At 65.0% G+C, this 23,799-nt stretch carries 13 protein-coding genes; 10 read left to right on the top strand and 3 right to left on the bottom strand.

From position 1 onward, the window contains the following. The first annotated feature begins 126 nt into the window (after positions 1–126). From GXH28_RS12085 to GXH28_RS12075, 3 genes are read left to right on the top strand one after another with little or no spacing between them, the layout of a single operon-like run. Positions 127–2,628: a glycosyltransferase family 39 protein gene (locus tag GXH28_RS12085; RefSeq protein ID WP_169239288.1), complete on the top strand. Its 2,502-nt coding sequence runs from the start codon at positions 127–129 to the stop codon at positions 2,626–2,628. Next, a complete protein-coding gene (locus GXH28_RS12080; protein WP_169239287.1) occupies positions 2,564–2,956 on the top strand; it encodes a hypothetical protein in 393 nt (130 codons plus the stop codon). Before GXH28_RS12085 ends, GXH28_RS12080 begins: the two co-directional genes overlap by 65 nt. A gap of 23 nt (positions 2,957–2,979) precedes the next feature. Then, on the top strand, positions 2,980–4,998 hold the full coding sequence (locus GXH28_RS12075; protein WP_169239286.1) for a glycosyltransferase family 39 protein: 2,019 nt from the start codon (positions 2,980–2,982) through the stop codon (positions 4,996–4,998). Here GXH28_RS12075 and GXH28_RS12070 read toward each other — a convergent pair. Continuing rightward, positions 4,970–6,925, bottom strand: a complete 1,956-nt coding sequence (locus tag GXH28_RS12070; protein ID WP_169239285.1) for a hypothetical protein — start codon at positions 6,923–6,925, stop codon at positions 4,970–4,972. The genes GXH28_RS12075 and GXH28_RS12070 overlap by 29 nt on opposite strands. Continuing rightward, the gene (locus tag GXH28_RS12065) at positions 6,915–9,293 is read right to left on the bottom strand and encodes a YfhO family protein (protein WP_169239284.1); all 2,379 of its coding nucleotides are present in this window, start codon (positions 9,291–9,293) and stop codon (positions 6,915–6,917) included. The genes GXH28_RS12070 and GXH28_RS12065 overlap by 11 nt, the downstream gene beginning before the upstream one ends. Before the next feature lie 33 nt (positions 9,294–9,326). Between GXH28_RS12065 and GXH28_RS12060 the strand changes: the two genes are divergently transcribed. The 5 genes from GXH28_RS12060 (at position 9,327) to GXH28_RS12040 (ending at position 18,311) form a co-directional block, all read left to right on the top strand. Then, positions 9,327–10,997: a glycosyltransferase family 39 protein gene (locus tag GXH28_RS12060; RefSeq protein WP_169239283.1), complete on the top strand. Its 1,671-nt coding sequence runs from the start codon at positions 9,327–9,329 to the stop codon at positions 10,995–10,997. 17 nt (positions 10,998–11,014) lie between these two features. Next, positions 11,015–11,875, top strand: a complete 861-nt coding sequence (gene pyrF / locus GXH28_RS12055) for an orotidine-5'-phosphate decarboxylase (RefSeq protein ID WP_169239282.1) — start codon at positions 11,015–11,017, stop codon at positions 11,873–11,875. Positions 11,876–12,529: 654 nt separating this feature from the next. Further along, the gene (locus tag GXH28_RS12050) at positions 12,530–16,417 is read left to right on the top strand and encodes a hypothetical protein (RefSeq protein WP_169239281.1); all 3,888 of its coding nucleotides are present in this window, start codon (positions 12,530–12,532) and stop codon (positions 16,415–16,417) included. Between the two features lie 49 nt (positions 16,418–16,466). Then, complete coding sequence (locus GXH28_RS12045) at positions 16,467–16,934, top strand: HugZ family pyridoxamine 5'-phosphate oxidase (protein ID WP_169239280.1); 468 nt, start codon at positions 16,467–16,469, stop codon at positions 16,932–16,934. Positions 16,935–16,970: 36 nt separating this feature from the next. After that, positions 16,971–18,311: a GH1 family beta-glucosidase gene (locus GXH28_RS12040; RefSeq protein ID WP_169239279.1), complete on the top strand. Its 1,341-nt coding sequence runs from the start codon at positions 16,971–16,973 to the stop codon at positions 18,309–18,311. Here the strand turns inward: GXH28_RS12040 and GXH28_RS12035 are convergent. Then, positions 18,300–19,280, bottom strand: coding sequence for a glycosyltransferase (locus GXH28_RS12035; protein WP_169239278.1), 981 nt, complete (start codon positions 19,278–19,280; stop codon positions 18,300–18,302). The two genes, GXH28_RS12040 and GXH28_RS12035, sit on opposite strands and share 12 nt — an antisense overlap. 258 nt (positions 19,281–19,538) lie before the next feature. Between GXH28_RS12035 and GXH28_RS12030 the strand changes: the two genes are divergently transcribed. Together GXH28_RS12030 and lon are read left to right on the top strand one after the other, a co-directional pair. Beyond that, complete coding sequence (locus GXH28_RS12030; RefSeq protein ID WP_169239277.1) at positions 19,539–21,002, top strand: bifunctional folylpolyglutamate synthase/dihydrofolate synthase; 1,464 nt, start codon at positions 19,539–19,541, stop codon at positions 21,000–21,002. Positions 21,003–21,033: 31 nt separating this feature from the next. Next, positions 21,034–23,553, top strand: a complete 2,520-nt coding sequence (gene lon / locus GXH28_RS12025; protein ID WP_169239293.1) for an endopeptidase La — start codon at positions 21,034–21,036, stop codon at positions 23,551–23,553. Positions 23,554–23,799: the final 246 nt, after the last annotated feature.

Here is a 23,799-nt window from a genome sequence, read left to right as displayed (position 1 = left end):
CCGCGCGATATCTATGCCATCTCCCTGCGCGACGCCGCCGGTTCCGACGGTGTACTGCGCGTTCTTCCCTGCGCCAGACAGCGTTTACCACACGTCGGCAACTTGCCGGAGTGAGGCGAGGCTGCAATGATGATTCGTCGTCGCGAACTTTGGCTGGTTACGTCGCTGATGCTCGTGGCGTTTGCGCTGCGCGTCGTCGAGCTGACGAATCGCAGCATCTGGCTGGATGAAGGGACGACGTTGCTGCGCCTGAGCGGCTCGCTGGTGAACAATCTGACCAACGTCATCTACGTCGCAGGCGAGCGCACGATTGACACACAGCCGCAGTTGTACTTTCTGCTCCTGCAGGGCTTCGTGACATTGGGGGGCGAGCACGAGTTCATCTTCCGTTTCTTCTCGGTTGCCTTCGGCGTGTTGTGCGCGCCGACGACCTATACGCTGGCACGTCGCATGTTCGATGCGCCGACGGCGGTGCTGGCCACCCTGTTCGTTGCGCTCTCGCCTGGGCTGATTTGGTATAGCCGCGAGATTCGCATGTATTCGCTTGTGCCGTTCCTCGCTGCCGCGTTGACACTCGCCGCATACCGGTGCAGCCGCGCGACGCAGCGCGTCGCCTTGGCTTGGCTCGCCTGGATCGCGCTGGCGATCGCCGGCTTCCTCACTCACTACTCGTTTGTCGGCCTGATCGCCGGGCAGGGGGCATTCTTGCTGACCTGGACGGCACGGCACTGGGATGAGTTTCATGCGCGCGACCGGCGAACCTTGATCGCTGCGGGTGCGTCGCTCGCCGGCGCGGGGCTTTTGGCACTGGCGACGCCTTTCGTTCGGGAGGTCCTGGTGCGCTTGCTGGGCGGACAGGAAATGAACTATGCTTCTGCTCCCATCGAGATCGTCGTGCAAACGCAATTCGGCGGCTTCCTGTTGGGGATGAATGCGTTCGACTTCTCGGGCGGAGTGATCGGCCTCGTCGCAGGCGCGCTGTGCTTGGCGACCGCCGTCGTTCCATTGCTCATGGGCTCCTCGGGCAAGATGCGCACGGCGCATGCGCTGCTCGCAGCCTCTGTGGCCACGCCGGTAGTGCTGTGGTTCGCGCTGTCCTTCCTCAAGCCAAATTATCAAGGCTTCCGCCATCTCATCCTGATCGCCCCGATGACCGCTGTGCTGCTGGCGCGCTGTTGCGCCTGGCCGATATCCGGCTTCGGCACGCAGTCGGCTTCCCTACTTTGGCGCACCGCAGGCACGACGATGGGCGCGCTGATCGTCGGCCTGCAGCTCTACGGCGTTGCTGCCACATTTATACGCACACCCCACTGGCAAGACGACTGGCGCGCGCTGGCTCACTATGTGCGCGACCACTGGCAGCCCGGCGACGTGCTGGTCATCGGTGGTCTTCCCACGGTTGCCATCCCCATCACGCCGTACTTGCGCGGTGTGCCGTGGTTTCAGGAAGATGGCGTCAACGCTCCGGCGCAACTGCCGCCGAATGCGCGACGCGTGTGGTATGTGGATCGTGGACGTGGCCAACCGCGCCAGCTCAACGGCAGTCCTTTCATCCGCCGGGAGGTGAACTTCCCGGCGCGCAGCACGGCGATCACGCTGCGCCTGCTGGAACTCGATCCGCCGTTCGTCGAAGCGCTGCCCGCTGAAGCGCTCGCGGTAGATGGCGCGGCCGCCGCAGATATGCCGCGTCTGGCGGCTTATGCCCTTTCACCTGGTGCACCGCTCAACCCGCAGCCGAACACATCCCTGACGTTGTACTGGCAGCGCCCTACTACATCCGGCGCCGGATTCCCCGGCGAAGTCAACGTTGCCTTCCGATTGCGCTACGGCGATGCGGTCTGGCTAGACGCGAATGTGCGTGCTGACCTCGATGTTATCGGTGCTTGGCCAACAGACGGTTACTTTCGCACCGAGCACATCGTCCCCATTCCTATGGGCTTGCCGGCGTTGCCGTATCACTTGGAGATGTCGGTGCTGGCCGGTGATAAGCAAGAGCGCATCCAGCACGTCGCTGCGCCGCTTTCGCCGGAGGCGGTTGCTTGTTGCATACGTGTGACGATATGGCCGGCGCGTGAGCAGCCGATGACGATCGCTGCCGTCGCTGCGCCTCAACCGCCGCTTGTGCTGCAGCCGGCGCGCATCCCTTTCCCTCCGTTGCCGTCGTTCGGCGACATACGCATCTCGGTTGTAGAACGCCCGGCCTCCCTCCATCCCGGCGAGCCGCTGCCGGTGGTCTTGACCTGGCTGCCGGCGCGCGCCGACTTGACGCCCTGGCAGTCCCGATTGACGCTGCAAGGACTACTCGGCGGCGACTTGGCAGCGACGCAGCGTGTCGCCGGCACGCCCGACTTCCCCGTCGAAGCGTGGCCGACCGGCGAGCCGGTGCGCGATCAGTATGTGCTGGACGTGCCGTTCTCCGCGCAGCCCGGCTGGTATCGCCTGCAGCTCGAGCGCTGGCGCGATGGCCGTCGCGTTGATGGTGCCTTCCTGGGGCTGGTGCGCATCGAGGACTATCCGCCCATTGCCCGTAGCGGCACAGGTGCAACATCCCGCAAATGCACGCGTGGGCGAGCTGAGCCTGCTCGGCTACAGCGTGAACGGGCCGGTGGAGCGCGGCCGCACGCATAACTTCATCACTCACTGGCGCGTCGAGCAAACGCCGGCCCGCGACGGCGTGCTCTTCCTACATTTATTTGGTCCAGATGGTCGGCTCGTCTCGCAGGACGACAATCCGCCTACCATAGATGGCAAAGTGCGCAGCACGTTGACCTATCACACGGGTGAGGGCATCAACCAGATTCACCGAATCACGCTGCCGGCCGATTCGCCCGCGGGCGAATATAAACTCTTCGCCGGCATCTATGACCGCGACGGCGGGTTGCGCTGGCCCGCGCAGCAAGACGGCCGGCCCGCGCGCGATGACCTGATCTTTCTCGGCGTCATCACGTTGAACTGACGCCGATCGCAAATCTCCACCGCATGATTGCCTCGCTCCACTCGGGTCGCACAACCGGCAGATCACGCCGCGCCCTCGCCGCCGGCTTCGGCCTGGCACTCGTCGTGTTGCTCGGCTTCGCTGCGCGCGTCTATCACCTGGATTTCGCGGAGTTGGCCGGCGACGAGGGCTTCAGCTACGTGTTTATTCAAGGGTCATACAGCCAGATCGTCAGCGACACGCTGGCCATGCGCGAGCCACATCCGGTGGGCAGTTACTTCTTACAGAAGGCCTGGGTGGCGCTGACCGGGAGCAGCGAGTTCGCGCTGCGCTTCCCCGCCGTCTGGCTCGGCGTTTTGGCGATTGCGCTGGCCTGGCGATTTGCGCGCGAACTGGGCTTCGCGCGCGGCGTGGCGCTGGTCTCGGCGGCGCTGATGGCGCTCGGGCCGTTTGCCGTGTTCTATAGCCGGGAGATGCGCATGTACTCGATGCTGCTTGCGCTCACCCTGGCGAGCACACTGCTCATGTGGATGTTGCTGCGCCGCGCAGGGTGGCGCATCGTCCTGGCCTATGTCATCGTCAGTGGGTTGGCTTTGCAGATGCACTACTACGCCGGCTTCGTCTTCATCGCGCAGAACCTATTCGCCTTCGGTAGCGCGCTGCTTCCTCGAATCGGCCGGCTTGCCGTGGCCGCGCTGCGACCGGTGGTTGTCGCAGACAAACCGGTGCTGCCGGCGCCGCTGGTGCGCTGGCTGGCGGCGCAGGTGATGCTCTCCGCGCTCAGCTTGCCCTGGCTGATCGTCGCGCGCGATGTGCTGGTGAACTACCGCGGCGCAGTGGGCATCAACCTCTCACCCGGCGAAGCGCTGATGGCTTGGTTCAGCGCCTTCATTGCCGGACCAAACGTCGCCGACCATCGGCTCACGCTGGCCGCGTTCGGCGCGGCGCTCATCGTGGTGGCGTTCATCAAGCTGGGGTTCGGCGCGCCCCGCATGCGTGGGCAGGCAGCGCTGCTGGGGCTCTACCTGTTCGTGCCGCTGACCATCGCATGGGCAGCCTCGCTCAATCGCCCGATCTTCTCGGAGCGTTACTCGATTGCCGCGTTGGCGCCGTTCCAGCTCTTGCTCGCCATCGCCCTTGCCCACCGCCCGCGACTGCAATTCGCGCCCTCGGTGATGCCGGCAGCCGTTGGCCGCATTGTGTCTGCCGGCCTGGGCATCGCCTTGGCGGCCGTGACGTTGGCCGGCCTGCGCAGCTATCAACGCTCCGAAGTGGTGGACGGGCATCCCCGCGTGTGGCATGGCTTCATTCGCGTCGTCAACCGCTACGCAGAGGCATTGCCAAAGGAGCGCGTCCGCATCGCGCTCAACTTCCCCGATCCGGTCTTCACGTACTACCATCACCGCTACCTGCCGGATGGCCCGGCGTTCATCACGCTGCCGTATCGCGCCGGCGATGCAGAAGGGGCGCGGCAGGTAGCGGCCGAGCTTAAGGCGAGCGGCGTCGAGCGCGTGGTGTTGCAGATCGTGGACAGTTTCTGGGACGGACGGGGCATTGCGGCGTCGGCACTGGCGAGCGAGTTCGTGCAGGTCGAGGAAACCTACAGCGGCCGCTGGATCGTAAAGATTTACGGCCGGCTCGACGCGCGCGCTGTATCCCTTCGGCGTGGCATTCACCGGCGGTCCAACGCTCGACGCCGCCCATGCGCGTGTGGACGCGCGCGGGCGGCTCGTCGAGGTGTTCCTGCGGTGGAACGGCGCTCAGGCGCGACACGGCGGCGCACAGAAGTTGTTTATCCACATCAGCCGGAGCGACGATCCACAGGCGCTCATCGGCCAACGCGACGAGCCATTAGCGCTAGACGCGCCGCATCTGATCCTGAGCGACGGTCGCGGCGTTCACGTTTACGGCGTGCGGCTGAACGAGGATGCGCCGCCCGGCCGCTACGATGTGCGCATCGGCATCTACGACCCCACCCAGGACGGCATGCCGCGGCTGCGCACCGCGGACGGCCGGGATGCGGTGGTCATCACTTCACTCGAGATGCGATGAGACGATCTTGAGCTTCGTCGGCAGCGCGACGGCATTCGCTACGGCAATCTGCGCCGTGTGTACAAAGGCGCGCTCACCGGTGAACTCGTCATATAGCCCGATCAGCACAACATACTCGCCCGGCCGCGCGTCGGGAGCGACGGTGAAATGGTGCGGATCGTGGATCACCTGGCCGGGCAGCCAACATGTCGTCGGCAACGTCCAATTCGCCGGGCGGCCATCCTGATTGACGATGCGATATTCATCCTTGGGCGTATCGGCGACGTGTACGAAGACTTTGCGGGCGATGGGCAGCGGCGAGTCGCTATCCAGCTTCCAATACAAGTCGAGCGTGGCCGACTGGCCCGGCGTCAGTTTGGACGGCATGGTGTAGCCGAGCAGCCGCGCCTCGCCGTTCGGCTCGAAGCGAATCTCCGTAGGGATCAGGTCGGCCGGCAGCGTCGCATTCGGCACGGTGATCGGGTCGGCGCCGTAACCGATCACGCGCAACAAGGCGATGTGCGTGGTCGCTTGAATGACCATCAGAGCCGTCACGACAACGTGAAGCCAAGAAACCGGCCGCGCGCCGCTCGGCGCATTTGCTGCCGACCGTTGCGCGATCCACACACCGGCCAACGCGACGATGATCGGGGCGAAATACATCCACACGCGACCGGTCTCCCCACGCGCGACGTGCAGCAGCGACTGGGCGGCGATCGTCGCAACCCAGGCAAAGGTGAGCGCAGGCGCGCGGCGCCACGTCATCAACAGCGCGATCGCTGCCAGCGGCAGGCCGGCGAAGGTGAAGAGGTCCCACGGATGCCAAACGACAAAGGGCCAATAGTCGCGCTCCAGTGCAAGGTGAATCCGCATCGCCGTCCGGTAGGTGGCGGGCAAATCGAACCCCGTCGGCAGGATCAGCGCAGCCCAGGGCATGGCGAAGCCGGCCAGCACGGTGATGCCCTGCAACGCGCGCGCCGGGAGCGCGCGAAATCGGTCTATCTGCCAGATGCGGACGAGCGCATACAGTCCGCAGGCCATGATGATCGGCACGTTGCCGAAGCTCATCATCACCGCAGCCGATAGGACGAGGCCGAGGCCGACGGCATAAGCCATGGATCGGGCGCGCGTCGGCGACGCCACAAGCCGCTCCACCAGCATCAGGCCGGCCAGGATGAAGACGCCGAAGCCGCGATTCCACTGCGAAGCCCACATCAGCGCGCCGGGCACCATCGGATACAGCAGCGCCGCCGTCGCCGCGGCGCGGTCATCGGCGACGCGGCGGACGTAGAAGAAAAGCAAGACCGGCGCCAACCAGGCCAGCGCCGTTTCGACGACGATGCCGAACAAGCCGGCGGCGATCTGCGCGTCATCGAGCGCAGACGCGCGGAGGTCGAAGCAGGCGAGCGGCCGCAGCGTCGGTGCCAATGCCTCGGCCAGCGCGGGAAAGCCGCGCATCACCTGCACGCCGACCCAGAAGATCATCGGCAGGCCGGGGGGATGCCGCTCGGCGTGAACGTTGTAGCTCTCCATTTCCTGCGCGAAGCGCCCCAACCACGCGCCCAGGTCGTCCACGCGCGCGCCCACCGTGAAATAGCCGCCGGTGAAGTCGCTGTACTGCCGAAAGGCAAGGCCGCGCAGCGGAAATGGCTCGACGATGTGCGTCGCCGCGGTCTGCAGCGCAAGGCCGGCCAAGACGACGTAGGTCAGCACCCCGGCCGTTTGGCGGCGGGAAAGTCGCGCCGGCAGGTGCGCCAGGATCATCAGCGAGACCGCTGCGTGGATCACCAGGCCGGCCGCCAGCAGCAGCAGCGGCAGGGCCGGCGGCGTCGCGCGTTCCCACAGCACCAGCGTCCGCGCCGGATCGAACAGCAACGCAGCGACGTAGATGAGCGTGGGCGCGGCGATCAACGCCGCTGCCGCAACGCTCTGCGCGTTCTGCCTCACCTTATCGCTCACCGTTTACCCCATCTCGTCCCCCAGAAAGGCGCGTCGCCCCACCAGTCTGCCGACCTGACAACCGGTGAATTGCCAGGCTCAGCGCCATGACTACCGCTGTCGTCGCGCTGATCGCCGTGCCGATGTAGAGATCGAGCGGACGATAGCTGAACTCCACGCTGAATGCGCCGGCGGGGATCGGCGCGCCGAGCAATGCGCCGTTGACCGCAATCGTCGGCGCCTCTCGCCCGTTGATCAACGCGACCCAGTTCCAGTGGTAAGCCTGGCTGACGACCAGCAACGTCGGCGCGTCGGCGTTCACGGCAACCTTGATGTAGCCGGGGGACTTGCCTTCGACGGCAGCGCTGCCGTTTGCGCCACGCGGGACTCGGTCTTCGGGCATGTGGACGATAACGGCCTCGCCGAATGGATCGAAGTCGGGCGCGCGCATGCGCGCGTACATCGCCGCTTCGGATGGCGCGCCGGTGATGCGGCGGGGAATCCACGCGCCGTTGAACGTCTGCGGCTCCCAATCCAGCCGATAGGTGCTGGCTTCCTTGCCCTCGAATGTGTCGCGCGCCAGCAAAAACCACGGGATCATCACGCCCTCCGGCGTCTCCATCGCGCCGCGCCACGTCACGGCGTGTCGCGCGTTGAGCAGCTTCACCATCACTTCCTCGGGCGCGTTATCCAGGAACGCCTTATAGGCGCGCAGGACGATAGGCGAGCCGCCGCCGACTTCGTTCAGGCCGGCGATGCACGCGCCGTTGAGCGGCAAGCCGAAATGGTTATACACGCGCGAGTAGCCGTTCGGTCGCTGGGTCGGCTTGATCGGCGCGATCAGTGGATGGGGTGGGAAAGGGTCGGCCATGGGCTGGGTGGCGGTGTAACGGTTGGCGCTAAACACGTCGAAGATGACGAGGCCGAGCAATACGGCACCCCACAGCCGGCGCGGCATCGCGCCTAAACGCGCGCGCCACGCGAAGAGCGCTGCCGTTCCTAGCAGGCCGAGCACGATCAGGGCGAATTTGTCGGCCACAGTAGACAGCGTCGCCTGCGTAGGCTCGCCGGCCAAGCGTTGCGCGATGAGCAGCGCGATCAGCCCACTGAACGCGATCGCCCCCCACAGCCCCAACCCGCGCGTTGCTCGCCACAGCCCCAATCGGGCGCGCGGGCGCAGCGGGCGCAGCAGCGCATCCGCTCCATAGGCGGCCAAGGCGCTCAGCGCGAACGCAACGATCACAGCGTGGCGCTCCTGCGCCTGGAACTGGCGATAGCCGGGCGCGAGCAGATACGCCACGTCGAAGCCGAACGCATTCATGCCGAAGCCAAGGACGAGCGCGCCGAGGCCGACGGCAACCCACAGCCAAACGTCCGACCGCTTGCCGGGGGCACGAGCGGCTACGGTGATGGCGATTCCGGCCAGGGCTAACGCCGCGATGCCCACGTAGATCGGCTGCCATACGTTGGTCACGCCGGTGAGCGCGAGTAGCGCGATGTCATGCAGCGCGAAGCCACGCCCGGCCTGCTCGAAGGTCAGCGAGGCGCGCGTCGAAGCTAGCATGAACGATAGCGTGGGGATGAGCTGCGCCGCGCTTAGCCCCACGGCGAACAGCGCGGCGATCCCGCCTCGCGCCAAGCCCTGCGTCAGCAATGTTTGGCATCTTTCGCTGCGCCGCGCCTGCCACAGCCAGAAGACGAACGCGGCGGCGCCGGTGTAAGCAATGAAGAGCAGCGTTTGTGGATGTCCGGCCGTGAAGGCCATGAAGACCAACACCGCCAACAGCGCCGCGGCCGGCAGCCAACGCTGCCGAGTCGCCAGCCATCGGAGCGCCAGCAGAATCATCGGTAGCCAGGCGGCGGTTTGCAGGATGGCCGTCTGCAACATGGCGTAGCCGGTCATAAAGCCGCCGAAGCCATAGGCGACCGCGCCGACGAGCGCGGCGAGGCGATGTAGCCTCGGTTTACCCGACGGGTTGCCGGCGATGCGCAGGAAGCCATACATGCCGACTGCCGCCAGGAGCACATGCAGCATCACTTCCCATTCCAGCGCGCGCAGCGGGTACTCCGTCCAGCCCAGCGCGCGGCCGATAAGCATGGCGGCCAACACCGGCGGATACAGCACCTGCGACTGTGGGTCGGCTTGAAAGGGATAGCCGCTGTAGAGGCATTCCTCGATCACCGGGAAACGCCCGGCAGCAAATTGCCGATAGGCCAGTTGCCGGTAGGCAAGGAACTGCAAGGTGAAATCGCCTTGCTGAAAAGTCAACCGATCCGCTGGCGCGGGCGTGAGGATGCGCCAGAAGAACAACGCCCAGAGCAGCGCAAGGACGACGAGCGGCGCGGCCGCCTCCAGCCGGCGGCGCACGCGATGCGCGGTGATGATCATGAAAGCGCGACCGGGCTGAGTATACTGATCGGCGTGTCGCCCAAAGCCCGCACGCGGATCGTCGCCGGCGCGCTCGCGCTGCTCTCCATCCTCATCGGCCGCGAAATCTTCCTCAGGCTGATCGCGCCTGCGCCGCCGCTCAACTTCGACGAAGCCGCGCATAGCCTGCCGGGCTACTACATGCTGCGCGACATCCTGGCGCTCGACCTGCGCGCGCTGTGGGGCGACTTTCACATCCAGACGTTGTGGCCGCCGGGCTTCTCGTTGCTTCAGGCGCCATTCCTGGGCATCCTGGGGCGCAGCGACGAGAGCGCTCGACTGTTCGCCTACATCATGCTCGTGGCGACGGCGTTGATGGCGTGCGCGATCGCCTATCAGATCAACCCCGAGCTAGCAGCATTGGCCGGGCTGGCAAGCGGGCTGATCGCGCTCAGCGCGCCGGGGTGGTTGTTCGTGAGCAGTTGGGCGATGCAGGAGACGCCGGTGGCGTTCGTCGTCTTCGTCGCATTTTGGTGTTTCCTACAAGCGCTGCGCACACGGCGCACGCGCTGGTTCTTCCTCACCGGCTGCGCGCTGTACTTCGCCTTCCTCACCAAGTTCAACTACGCCGCTTTTGCCATCGCAGCCGTGGGCATCGTGGACCTCGGCGAACGCCTCCGCCTAATCCGAGCGAAGAACAACGAGCGAGTGCAAGCTCGCCCTTTCTCAATTCTCAATTCTCAATTCTCAATTCTGGCACTGTATGCGCCGTTGGTGGCCGGCATCGTATTCTGGTTCTTCGGCGGGACGGACATCGTGCCAACCGAGGTGAAATGGCGCGACTTCCGCTTCTTCGTCACCAACGAGGACAGCGGCTATCCCTTCTGGAGTTCCGAGAATTTGCTGTTCTATGTGCGGACGACGCTCTACTGGCTGATGCCCAGCCCGCTGTTGGCCGGCGCAGCGGTGCTCGGCGCTGCCTGGGCAGTCGCGCGCATCCGCCACCCCGGCATCACGCTGCTGGCGGTGTTCTTCGCGCTGGGTTTTGCGCTGGCCACGCTACATCCGCTCAAAGCCGACCGCTACATTACGCCGCTCTTCCCATCGCTTTGGTTGTTGACGGGGCTGGGCTTCGCAGAATTGGTCAAAGCGATTAGAGATTGGAGATTAGGGATTGTGGGCCACGCCTCCCACTCCCCAATCTCCAATCTCCCATCCTTAATTTCAATCCTCGCGCTCTGCGCAGTCGCATCTTGGAGTTGGCTGACCTGGCTGCCGCGCTTGCAGCCCGTGTGGGCCGGCCGTCTCGCAGACGACCTGCGCGCCGCTGCGCATCAGATCGTGCGGTGGCAGCAAGCTGACCGACCGGTGCTCATCATCGGCACCTTCGGGGAACTCAGCCCGCCACTGTTCGAGTGGCGGCTGCGCCCGTTGCCGGCATTCGCCAACACCCCGCATCCGATCCAATACGACGCGCCGCCGGTGGAAGGACCGAACGACATCGCCCGCGTGCAACGCTGGCTGGACGAGAATCCCGGCGCGCAGGTCACGCTCATCCGCGTGGATGAATCGTCGCCGCTGTATCAAACCGACGACATGCGCAACAAGAACGCGTGGCGCCAGCGCATCGTGCGCGCATTCGCCGAGGTGCGCAGTCATCAGTTAGTAAATGAAGTCGCCTATCCCAACAGCGGACTCACCATCAGCTACTATCTGCCCGGCTGACCACACAAACCTGACCGATGTCCGCCTTCATCGAAAAGCTCGCGCAAGCGCAGCACAAGAATCGCTCCTATCTGTGCATCGGCTTAGACATTGTGGCGGCGCATACGCCGTTGCCGATCCAACCCTATGATGAGCCGATGCTCCCCTTCGCCCGCGCCATCATCGAGGCGACCCGCGATTTAGTCTGCGCCTACAAGGCTAACCTGGGTTTCTACCTGGCAGAGGGCGCAGCCGGCATGATCGCCCTAGAACGCATCGTGCGCCTGATTCCGCCGGATATCCCAATCATTCTCGACGGCGCATTCGGCGACGTTGGGCGCACGGCCGAAGCCTATGCGCGCGGCGCGTTTGAGCAGTTCCGCGCCGACGCCGTCACGCTCTCCCCCTACATCGGCAGCGATGCCATTCGCCCCTTCCTGAAATATGCCGACCGGGGCGTGTTCGTGACGGCGCGCACGAGCAACGAGCACGCCTGGGAGTTGCAACATCTGGAAGTAGAAGTCCAGCCGGCTATCGATGACCGGCGCGCCAACGCGCTCACGCTGCACCTTTATGAGAAGGTTGCGCTGATGGCCAATCGTTGGCATGCCGAAGGACCCGGCGCATGTGGGCTGGTAGTGAGCGCGACCGCGCCGGAGGAGATGCAGCGCATCCGCGTGTTGTCCCCACAGTTGCCGTTCCTCATCCCCATCCTGGGGGCGCAGGACAGCGACCTAGCAGCCGCCGTGGAATTCGGGCGAACGCGCGATGGCCTGGGGCCGGTGATCAGCGTCTCGCATTCGGTGATTTACGCCTCGCGCAAGGCCGACTTCGCCGAAGCGGCCCGTGCCGCCGCGCTGCAGTGGGTCGAGCAGATGCGTAGCCTGGGAGGGCTATAGCGCCGGCGTTGTGCATCTCAGTTGGTCTCGTATCCGGCTGCGCTGAAGCGCGTCGCGCAAGCGATAGCGAAGAAGATCACAGAATCCAGAATCCAGAATCCAGAATCAAGAATCAAGAATCAAGAATCAAGAATCAAGAATCAAGAATCAGAATCCAGAATCCAGATCAGGGTTCCGAATATGACATCTGGACTCCGGGTTCTGGGCTCTCTTTCGACCGCCTCGCCGCCATCCCCCACGCCGGCCCGCCGATTGGCGTGGCGGCGCTGGCGATCACCCCCGCTGATTGACTCGCGCCGAGAGGCCAAAGACCGATGGCGCTGGCCGGCTCATAGAAGGAGCACATCTCCTGAGTGAGACTGTGCGGTTAGCGGACGATTTGATGCAGATGCCCACACGTCGCTCGCCCGGCGTAGTCCGATTCGCGCGACTTTTGGCAGCGCTTGTGTACGCTGTTAGGGCTTGCTCACAACTTGGGCTAAAATGCCGAAAATAGCAACAGCGGGAGCATCGCCTACCATGTCAATCTCGACGCGAGAACGTGCGAATGAGGGACGCAGTAGAGGATCTTCTGTTGCAGAAGTAATCGCTGAATACGCTCTGCGGATCGGCGCAGCGTTAGCTCTGATGTTGTTTGCTCTGAACGATGCGTCCATGCGCGTACCCGCGCGCACCGCGTTCGCCCTAGGCGATGAGGTCGTTTATGCCGATGCCCTCGGCGCGAATTGGGCTAACTGGTCGTGGGGCGGCAGTTACAACTTAAACCACACTGGCACGGTTTACGCAGGGAGCAGCGCTATCGAGGCCACGATGACCAGCGGCTACGCCGGCCTGTCGCTGCGCGTGGATCCGGGCCTGCCGGGCGCCAACTACAGCGTCATTCAGTTTTGGGTGCACGGCGGCGCCAGCGGCACGCGCCAACTGCAAGTGTTCGTCCATCTCACCGATAGCGGCGGCCCTGGCAACGAAACCAACGCCGTGCCGTTTGACGCGCCAGCCGGCCAGTGGACCAAGGTGGTCATCCCGCTCAGCGCGTTCAACAGCCCTCCGGCGACCACCATCAAACGCATCAACATCCAAGACCGCACCGGCGCCGGCCAACCCACGTTTTACGTGGATGAGATCAAGTTGCTTGCAGCACCGACGGTACCAGCGGACTGCACCACGCCGGTCTACCTTGACGCGCTCGCCGCCGGCTGGCAGAACTGGTCGTGGGGCGGCCCGCATGATTTTGCCAACAGCACGACCGTGCAGGACGGCAACTTTGCCATCGAGGCAAACATGACCAGCGGCTACGCCGGCCTGTCCTTCCGCGTGGACCCCGGATTGACCGGCAGCAGTTACACCTCCATTCGCTTTTGGGTGCACGGCGGCAGCGCAAGCGGCAAGCGCAAGCTACAGGTGTTCGTCCAGCAGAACGACACCGGCGGCGACACCAACACAGTGCCGTTCAATGCGACACCCGGCCAGTGGACGCAAGTGGTGATCCCGCTTTATGCGTTGGGCAACCCGGCCACCATCAAGCGCATCAACATCCAAGACCGCACCGGCGCCGGCCAGCCCACGTTTTATGTGGACACCGTGTGCCTTAGCAACGACCCTGTATCGCCACCGCCCCCACCCCCGCCGAACTGCACCACGCCGATCTACCTGGATGCCCTCGCGCCAAACTGGCACAACTGGTCTTGGAATGGCAGCTACGACTTTGCCGGCGACACGGTCGTGCAGGCGGGTACCTTCGCCATCGAGGCGACCATGTCGCCATACGGCGGTTTATCCTTCCGCGTGGACCCCGGCTTGCCCGGCAACAGTTACACCGCCGTTTTCCTCTGGGTGCACGGCGGCGCCAGCGGCGTGCGTCAGTTGCAGGTGTTCATTCAGCAGAACGACACCGGCGGCGACACCAACACAGTGCCGATTGATGCGCCGGCCGGTCAGTGGACGCAGATCGGCATCCCGCTGTGGGCGTTTGGCAGCCCGGCCACCATCAAGCGCATCAACATCCAAGACCGCACCGGCGCCGGCCAACCTACGTTTTATGTGGACACGGTGTGTCTAAGCAACGTGCCAGTGCCGCCCCCACCGCCCCCCCCACCACCACCGCCCCCGCCAGCGCCGCCGGCGCCGCGCCCGTCCAACATTGCGGGCTGCGCCTACGTGCTCTACGACGACGCGCTTGCCGACGGCTGGGAGGATTGGTCGTGGAACACTAACGTGGCGCGCGAGCACCCCTACGCGCTCAGCGGTAAGGCGCTGGCCTTCCGGCACCGCGAGGGCTACGCCGGCCTCTCGCTGCGCACACCGGTCGCGCTCAGTCGCGCCGACTATGAGGCGATCTCGTTCTGGATCAGCGGTGGCGAGGACCCCGGCGTGCGCCAACTGATGTTCTTCGTGCACGGCACGGACGAGGGCGAGGAGTCGCGCCGCTTCCACATGGACGTGCCCTCAGGCAGGTGGACGCAGGTCGTCATCCCCTTCCGCCTGCTCGGCTACGTACCGGCCATCAAGCGCATCAACTTCCAGGAGCGCACCGGCCAGGGCCAGCCGCCCGTCTTCCTGGACAACATCTGCTTCTTGCGCGACACCGGCGGCGTAGACCTGAGCAACATGGCCAATCTGATGCCGGGCGACTTGCTTGTCTTCGACGAATCGGTATCCAACCTGTTCGAGAACTGGTCCTGGGATACCACGCTGAGCTTCGCCAACACCCAGCCGGCGCTGGGTTTGCGCTCGTTGGCCGTGCAACATCAGGCGGGCTACGCCGGCCTGTCGCTGCGCTTCAAGGAGCCACTGAGCCCGGCGCAGTACCCAGGGTTGAGCTTCAGCATCCACGCCGGCGATCAGGGACCGCGTCGCCTGCAACTGTTCATCCAACAGGCGGACGAGGGCGAGGAGAGCACGCGCTTGGCGTTCGACGTGCCCGCCGGCGGATGGCATCAGGTCTCGATCCCATTTAGCGTCTTCGGCGATGTGAAGGCCATCAAGCGCATCAACCTCCAAGACCGCAGCGGTCAGCCCCAGACCTACTACCTGGACAACATCGTGCTGGTAGGTCGGCCGGTGGAGTTGCAAGTGCCGGCGCCCCCCACCGACGCGCCCCCTGCCGGAGGTGGGCCGGCAGCGCCGCCGACGAGTGGTCAGCCGCTGCTCGCCAACGGGTTTGTATACGCCGATCAGCTCGCGCCCGGCTGGGAGAACTGGTCGTGGGAGAGCGAGATAAACTTCGACAATGCCAAACCGGCGCTGGGCAGGCGTTCGATCGCGGTGCGCTACACCCAAGGCTACGCCGGCCTGTCGCTGCGCTCGCCGGTCACGCTCAGCGCGCAGGACTACGGCACGCTGATCCTGTGGGTGCATGGCGGCGAACAGGGCGAGCGGCCCCTGCGCCTCTTCCTCCAGCAAGAGGACATCGGCGGCGACTCGCGCGCCGTGCTCTTCGAGGCGCCGGCCGGCATCTGGACGCCGATCACAGTGCCGCTCAGCTACTTCGGCGACCTGACCACGATCAAGCGCATCAACTTACAGGATGCCAGCGGCGAAAAGCAGGCGCCATTCTACGTGGACAGCGTGCAGTTGGTGCGCGAGGTGCTCAGCACGCCGCTGACGGCGCCGAACGTCGGCCCCCAGCCCGATGGGAGCCGGGTGGTGTATCGCGATGGCTACCTGGACACTGGCTGGGAGAACTGGTCGTGGGAGAGCCGCGTCAACTTCCGAAACACTCAGCCGGTGCTGTTCGGCAGCCGCTCAATCGCGGTGCGCGGCAACGCCACCGGCGGCCTGTCGCTGCGCTCGCCGGTCACGCTCACCGCAAAGGACTATGGCGGGGTGCTCTTGCGCATCTTCGCCACCTATGACCTGCCCCGGCGGATGCAACTCTACCTGCAAACCACCGACATCGGCGGCGAGACGCCCGGCTACGTCTTCGACGTAATGCCCAACCGCTGGCAGACATTCACCGTGCCGCTCAGCTTGCTGGGCAGCCCGCAGACCCTCAAGCGCATCAACATCCAAGACCTGGGCGAACTGGGTTCGCCGGCCGAGTATTACATTGATGAGATCACGCTCCTGCCGCCCTCGGCAGAGAAACCGCCAGCGCCGCCGCCCTTCCTTGCACTGTTCAGCAACCGGCTGGCCAAAGGCTGGCGCGACGCCTCACAGGGCGCGCGCGTGTCGTTCACCGAGGCGGACACTGCGCGCGCCTGGTATGCCATCGCCGTGCAGCTCGAACAGCCCAATGGCGCCCTCCGCCTGCAGGCGGAGTCGCCCCTAGACGCGGGGAACTTCGAGACGCTTTCGTTCTGGGTGCACGGCGGACCGAGTGGCGTGAAAGGCCTGACCGTGGCGCTCTACCCGTCGGGCGACGGCGCGCCGGTGACGGCCGAGTTCGACGCACCGGCGGACGAGTGGCGCGAAGTGCGCGTGCCGCTGGAGGGCCTCGCTGACCTCAAAGCGCTGGCGATCACTGCGGGCGACGGCGCGGCTGGTACGACGTTCTATCTGGATGACGTTCGTTTAAGACGCGCTTCGGCCGCTGCGCCGTAAAGCACGAGGGCAGCCCCGCGCGCGATCCCTCATCCGCATCGGCTCAGGCATGAATGCGCTCACCGAAGTTCGCGATTTCATCCTTGCGCGCCGGCTGGCAACGCTCGCCGTTTGCGACCACGATGAGCCGTTTACCGCGATGACGTCGTATGTCCCCGAGCCGGGGGTGACCGGCCTGCTGATCCACCTCAGCGATCTCGCGCCGCACAAGCGCATGCTGCTGGCCAACCCGAAGTGCAGCTTGCTGATCGCCGAAGCCGACGACGGCCGCGCCGAGGTCATGTCGCTCGCGCGCGTGACGCTGCAAGGGAACGCCGTCAAGATTGAGAAAGCGAGCCAAGACTATGTGCAGTCCAAGGCGCGCTTTCTAGCGCGTCTGCCGTCCAGCGAGATCATGTTCGGCTTACCCGATTTCGACCTATTTCGCATCACGCCGACAAGCGGGCGATTCATCGGTGGTTTCGGGCGCGCCTTCGCCTTCACCGCCGACCAACTCGTTCAAATTGCCGATCGGTAATCTCTCATCCTCAACCTTTGCGCTCCGTTGCACATCATGAGCACACATCCCTTTCCTCCTGGTTTCCTGTGGGGCACAGCCACGTCCTCGTATCAGATTGAGGGCGCGGCGAACGAAGACAATCGCGGGCGATCTATCTGGGACGACTTCTGCCGTTACAAAGACGCCATCACCGATGGGAGCGACGGCAGCGTCGCCTGCGACCACTATCACCGCTATCGAGACGATGTCGCATTAATGAAGCAGCTCGGCCTGAAGGCGTATCGCTTCTCCATCGCCTGGCCGCGCATCCTGCCCGAAGGTCGCGGCGCGGTCAATCCGAAGGGCGTGGCATTCTACGACCGGCTGGTGGACGCATTGCTCACTGCAGGGATTCGTCCGTTCGTCACGCTGTATCACTGGGATTTGCCCTCGGCGCTCAACGCGCAGGGCGGCTGGACGACGCGCGACAGCGCCGGCTGGTTCGCCGATTACGCTTCGGTCGTCGTGCGCGCCCTGGGCGACCGCGTGAAAGACTGGATCACGCTAAACGAGCCGTGGTGCAGCGCTTACCTGGGTTACGAATTCGGGATGCACGCGCCGGGCTACCAGGACAAAGCGCTCGCTGCGCGCGCCGCCCACAACCTGCTGTTGGCGCACGCGCTGGGCCTGCAAGCAATCCGCGCCGCCGGCGACGCCGAGACCCGCGTGGGCATCACGCTGAACTTCGAGCCCCGCCTGCCGGCCACCGACAGCGACGAAGACCGCCAAGCCGCCGAGCAGGACTTCGACTGGCAATACGAAGGCTTCGCCGAGCCGATCCTGACCGGCGCCTACAGCCAGCGCATGCTCGACCGCATGGCCGGCGCCGCCGATATTCGCGCCGGCGACCTGGCGATGATCGCGGCGCGCAACGACTTCATCGGCATAAACTGCTACACGGCCACGCGCATCAGCGCCAAACGTGGCGTTGTGTACGACGACGACCCAGAATTCACACGCATGGGATGGGCGGTGAGGCCGGAAGGGCTCTACGCCATTCTGATGAAGCTACACCGCGCAACGCGCGGGCGCACGCCGCTCTACATTACCGAGAATGGCGCGTCATTCGACGATCAGATCACGGATGGGCGCGTGCACGACGAGCGGCGCGTCGCTTATCTGCGCGCGCACTTCGCCGCGGCCCACCGCGCGATCCAAGACGGGGCCGACCTGCGTGGCTTCTTCGTCTGGTCGCTGATGGACAACTTCGAGTGGTCGTTCGGCTATCAGCAGTTCTTCGGGATCGTGCACGTGGACTACGCCACGCAGAAACGCACCATCAAAGACAGCGGCTATTACCTGCGCGATGTAATCGCCGCGAACGCAGTGATCGAGCCGTCCGGCTCAGCGATGTGATCGGCAGCCCGGCCGGTGTTGCAATCGCCACCCAACGCCGGCCGGATAGCCGAGCATCTTCGCCACGTCGCCCACGACGCGAATGATCGGCACAAGAGCGACGGCTTTCAGCCTCTCCGGCCAGGTTAAACGCGACCATAAGCGACGCAGCCGGCGGTAGGGCGCTCGCGTATATGCCGCAGCGCCGGCCAGCAGCAGGGCTGCGGCAAGCAGCTTGACCATCGGCGCGCCCCCCACCAGGCCCGCCAGCAGCGCCGGCAGCGCAATCAGATACGTCGCATAGCGCACCAAATGCCGTTCGAGGAAGAGATTGGCTTTGCCATCGCCCCGCGCGTAGCGATAGTACTGCTTGAAGAACGCGCGCAGCGAGCCGCGTGGGCGAAAGTGCGCCACAGCTTCCGGCGCGAAGGCGAATGCGCCCCACCGCTCGCGCAGCGCCATGTCGAAGATCAAGTCTTCGCAGTAGTCCAGCCACTCCGGATAGCCGCCCACCGCTGCCCAAGCCGACTTGCGGAAGGCGACCGAGCGCGATGACGGCAGGAAGGTCTCAGGCCGGATGTCGCGCAATTCGGGCAGCACTGTTGCGCCCATAGCGACCTCGAACGTCGTGCGTGGGTCTGGCGTGAAGAAGCCGGCGACGGCGTGTCGGCGCTCATCCGTCAGCGGCGCCACGATGGCTTCGAGCCAACGCGGGTCGAGCCGCACGCCGGCGTCGGTGCAGGCGATCACGTCGTGAGAGGCTGCGGCAATGGCCAGATTACGCCCGCGCGAGATGTTCGCGCCCGGCGCTTCGATCACGCGAATCTCGAGGCGCCGGTCGCCGCGCAGGAGGGCGACTGAAGCATCACGGCTGCCACCGTCGCACACGACGATCTCATCCGGCCGGCGCGTCTGCGCGGCAATCGAATCGAGCAGTGCGGGCAGGCTGTCGGCCTCGTTGAGCACGGTGAAGACGAGGGTGACGCGCATGGTCGCTCACAGGTCATCAAGAGTCAGAGGGGGCCACGCGCCCGATCACCCAAGACGGCTCGCCCAACGCCGCTTGAAGGGCATTGACATGTTCCGGCGCGACGATCATGACCAGGCCCATGTCGCCGTTGAACACGCGCCGCATCTCTTGGTCGCTGATGCGGCCCGCCCGCCCCCATCAGTGCGACGGCTTCATTTCCGGCATCAATGCCTGCTCCGGCAGCCGCATAAGCGAAAGGCGCCATGCGCGAATGATATATGATTCAAGTCAGCGATCGCTCGGCGTTTGTCGGCTGTGCGCAATGGGGGGCACACACCCAACGCGGCGATTGCGCCGATGCCATGCTTTACACCGAAGCGCTGGAGTATTTGTATTCACTCGCCAATTACGAACGCGTTTCAATAGACGCATACACGCACGAGACGCTGGACCTCGACCGGATGCGCGCCGTGCTGGCTCGGCTGGGCAACCCACAGGAGCGCTATCGCACGATCCACGTGGCCGGCACGAAAGGCAAAGGCTCGACGTGTGCGCTCATGGCGTCGTGCCTCAAGCAGCTCGGCTTGAAAGTTGGCCTCTATACCTCGCCGCACCTGAGCAGCTTTCGCGAGCGCATTCAGGTCAACGGCGAGCTGATCGCGCCGGAGGCGGTTGGCGCGCTCGCGCAGAAAGTCAAAGAGGCGGCCGAAGCAGCGCCCGGCCTCACCACCTTCGAGGCGATCACCGCTATGGGCTTTCTATACTTCTCACACCAAGATGTGGATTGGGCGGTGATCGAAGTCGGTCTGGGCGGTCGGCTCGATGCGACCAATGTGATCACCCCGCAGGCGGCGATTATCACCTCGATCAGCTATGACCATCAACACATCCTCGGCAGCACGCTGAGCGAGATTGCCGGGGAGAAGGCCGGCATCATTAAACCGGGCGTGCCCGTGATCAGCCAGTCACAGCCGGCGGCCGCCATGGCGGTGATCGAGCGCGCAGCGCAAGAACGCAGTGCGCCGCTCACGGTGGTCGGACGGCATTGGCGTTGGACGCCAGGGCCGTTCTCGCTCATCAAACAGTCGTTTGAAGTCAAAAAGGTCTCGCTGGTCCGCAGCAAGGAGAAACCGTTCGTCAACGATCTGGAGGGCTGGTATGAGATCGCCTTGCTGGGCAAGCACCAGATCGAGAACGCGACGACCGTGATCGCCGCAATCGATGTGATCCGCGATGCGCTGCTGGCCACGGGCGCGCACGACTTCGGCGCGCGCGCAGTGCGCGATGGGTTGCGGCTGGCGGCCTGGCCGGGCCGCTTTCAGATCCTGCGGGCCGATCCCCCCCTGGTGGCCGATGGCGCGCATAACCTCGATAGCGCCAACAAGCTGGGCGCGACGCTGGCGGAGGTCTTCCCAGGCCGCCGCTGGGTCTTCATCTTCGGCACGCTGAAGGATAAAGACGCCGAGGGCATGATCAGGGCGCTCAACCCGCGCGCGACGCGATGGATTTTCTCACAGCAAGCCAACTCGCCGCGCGCCATCCCGGCCGAACGCCTGTTGGCGATCGCGGCCCAGGCGGATATCGCGCGCGCCGTAGCGCTGCCCAGCTTGGCTGATGCGCTGGATGTCGCTATAAAGGGGGATGAACCCGTTTGCATTTTTGGCAGCGTCGCTTTTGTCGGGGAGGCGCGCGTCCGGTGGGCGCAGTTGACGGGCGCCGAAACGCTGCCGGTTTTCGACTGATGCTTCGATGAAAAGTTCGTTCACTTCCCCAATGCACGATTGGCTGCTCAGCGCCAGTTTTGGCGACGGGTTGCTCCAACAAGCCGAGGCCAAGGCGCCATTGCCGGATGTCTTCGAGGCGCCGGTCATACCGCTGCGCGACCTGGTCGTGTATCCGCGCTCGGTCATGCCGCTGACGATCGGGCGCGAGCGATCGCTGCGCGCGCTCGAGGTGGCGCGCTCGCTGGGCCTAGCCGTCGCCATCGCGCAACAGTCGGCAGATGTCGAAGATCCGCGCCCATCCGACTTATACGAGATCGGCGCAGCCGTGGCCATCGGGCGCATGTTGAATTTGCCGGACGGGTCGGCCAGTTTGATCGTGCAAGGGCGCGCGCGGGTGAAGGTGGTGGAGTGGTTACAGGCCACGCCGTTTCTGATGGCGCGCGTCGAGGTGCTGCACGAACCCCAGGCGCAGTCGCCGGCTGCCGAGGCGCTGATGCGCGCGGTGCTCACCTTGTTCGACAACGTGGTCGAGCTGAACGAGCGCATCCCAGAGGAATCGTTCGTCTATGCGATGAACATCCACGAGCCGGGTTGGTTGGCCGATTTCATCGCGCAGACCATGCCGCTCAACGTCGCCGCGCGCCAGAGCATCTTGGAAGCGGTGGATCCGCTGAGCCGTCTGCAGAAGCTGAGCACCATCCTCGCCCGCGAGCTGGACGTGTTAGAGCTGGAGGATCGCATTCACGAGCGCGCGCAGAGCGAAGTGGACAAGAGCCAACGCGAGTACTATCTGCGCGAGCAACTGCGCTCGATTCAGACCGAGCTGGGCGAGATAGACGCTGGCGCGAGCGAGATCAAGCTTCTGCGCGAACGCTTGGAGAAGAAAGCGCTGCCCGATGCAGTGCGCGAACGCGTTGAACGCGAGATCCACAAGCTCGAACAGCTCCACAGCGCGTCGCCCGAGGTGAGCATGGTGCGCGACTACGTCGAGTGGCTGCTGGCGCTGCCATGGACGGAGCGCAGCGAGGACATCCTGGACGTAAAGCGCGCTGCGCGCATCCTCGACGAGCGCCACTACGGACTGACCAAGCCCAAGGAGCGCATCCTCGAACACATCGCCGTGCGCAAACTTAAGGGCAACCTATCGCGCAGCCCCATTCTGTGCTTCGTTGGGCCGCCCGGCACAGGCAAGACTTCGCTCGCTCGCAGCATCGCCGATTCGCTCGGACGCCGGTTTGTGCGCATGTCGGTGGGCGGCGTGCATGATGAAGCCGAGATCCGCGGACATCGCCGCACCTACGTCGGGGCGCTGCCCGGGCGCATCCTGCAAACCATGCGCCGCGCTGGCACGATCAACCCCCTGTTCGTGCTGGACGAGATCGATAAGCTGGGCAGCGACTTTCGCGGCGATCCCAGCGCCGCCTTGCTCGAGGTGCTTGACCCAGAGCAGAACTTCGAGTTCGAGGACCACTATCTCGACATCCCCTATGACCTGAGCCAGGTCATGTGGGTGACGACGGCCAACTATCTGTATGACATCCCGCCGGCGCTGCGCGACCGCTTGGAGGTGATCGAGTTCACCGGCTATGTCGAGGAGGAAAAGCTGGAGATCGCGCGCCGCTTCTTGGTGCCCAAACAGATCGCCGAAAATGGCCTCGACCTTGCAGTGGGGAACAACAGCTATAAGCCGGTCGCCTTCAGCGACCAGGCGCTGCGACAGATCATTCGCGAATACACCTATGAGGCCGGCGTGCGCAACCTCGATCGCGCCATCGCGACCATCTGCCGCAAGATCGCGCGGCGCGTCGCGGAGGGCAAACCGCATGCGCACCGCATCACGCCGAGCATGCTGCATCGTTTCCTCGGGCCGCCCCAGTTTGATTTTGGCAAGGTGGATGAGCAAGACCAAATCGGCGTGGCGAACGGCGTGGCATGGGATGAGGCCGGCGGCGACTTGATGCAAATCGAGGTGACGCTCATGGAGGGCGAGGGAGAATTGACGCTGACCGGCCAACTGGGCGAAGTGATGCAAGAGAGCGCCAAGGCCGCGCTCAGTTACGCGCGCACGCGCGCGCGCGAATTCGGCATCCCCAAGAAGACGTTCGAGAAACACGACATTCATATTCATGTGCCGGAGGGGGCGATCTCGAAAGAGGGGCCAAGCGCCGGCATCGCCATGGCGACGGCGCTCATCTCGGCGCTGACGAAGATCCCGACGCGACACGACGTGGCGATGACCGGCGAGATCACGCTGCGCGGGCGCGTGTTGCCCATCGGCGGCCTCAAAGAGAAACTGCTCGCGGCTCACCGGGCCGGCATCCGCACGTTCATCCTGCCCAAGAAGAACGCTAAAGATCTCGAGGAAGTCCCCCGGCGGGTTCAGCGCGATATGACGCTGATTCAAGCCGCGACAATGGACGAGGTGCTGCGCGTGGCCCTGGTTGCCCAGCCGCAACCCCTCGCGCCCGATCCACGACAAAACGGCGCGTCCAAACCGCGCCGATCGCGCAAGAAGACGGCGTCGGCGCCGGGGACGGCCGATCCTCGCGCTGCTCCGCGAGCGGCTTGATGCTCGGCGGGCCGATTGAATCAACCGGCCCGCAAATTCACCTCAGCGGAAGCGCAGCGTGAGATGGCGCGGATCGAAGCGGCGCTGAAGGATTGGCGCAAGCCGGCAGCCGCTGCGCCCGCCGAGGCGCGCGAACGCAAGGCGCCACTCCCTGGCTGCTGCCGAAAGAGGGCGCGGCTCGAGGAGGTCGTCGCTGGGCGCGCGCCCCCTATAATCGCGCGCAGCAGCTTATCAGCGCGGCATTGT

The sequence above is a fragment of the Candidatus Roseilinea sp. NK_OTU-006 genome (assembly GCF_012931985.1).
Lineage (GTDB): Bacteria > Chloroflexota > Anaerolineae > J036 > Brachytrichaceae > JAAFGM01.
The sequence above is the reverse complement of the archived record's forward strand: the minus strand, read 5'-3'. Positions and strand labels throughout refer to the sequence as shown.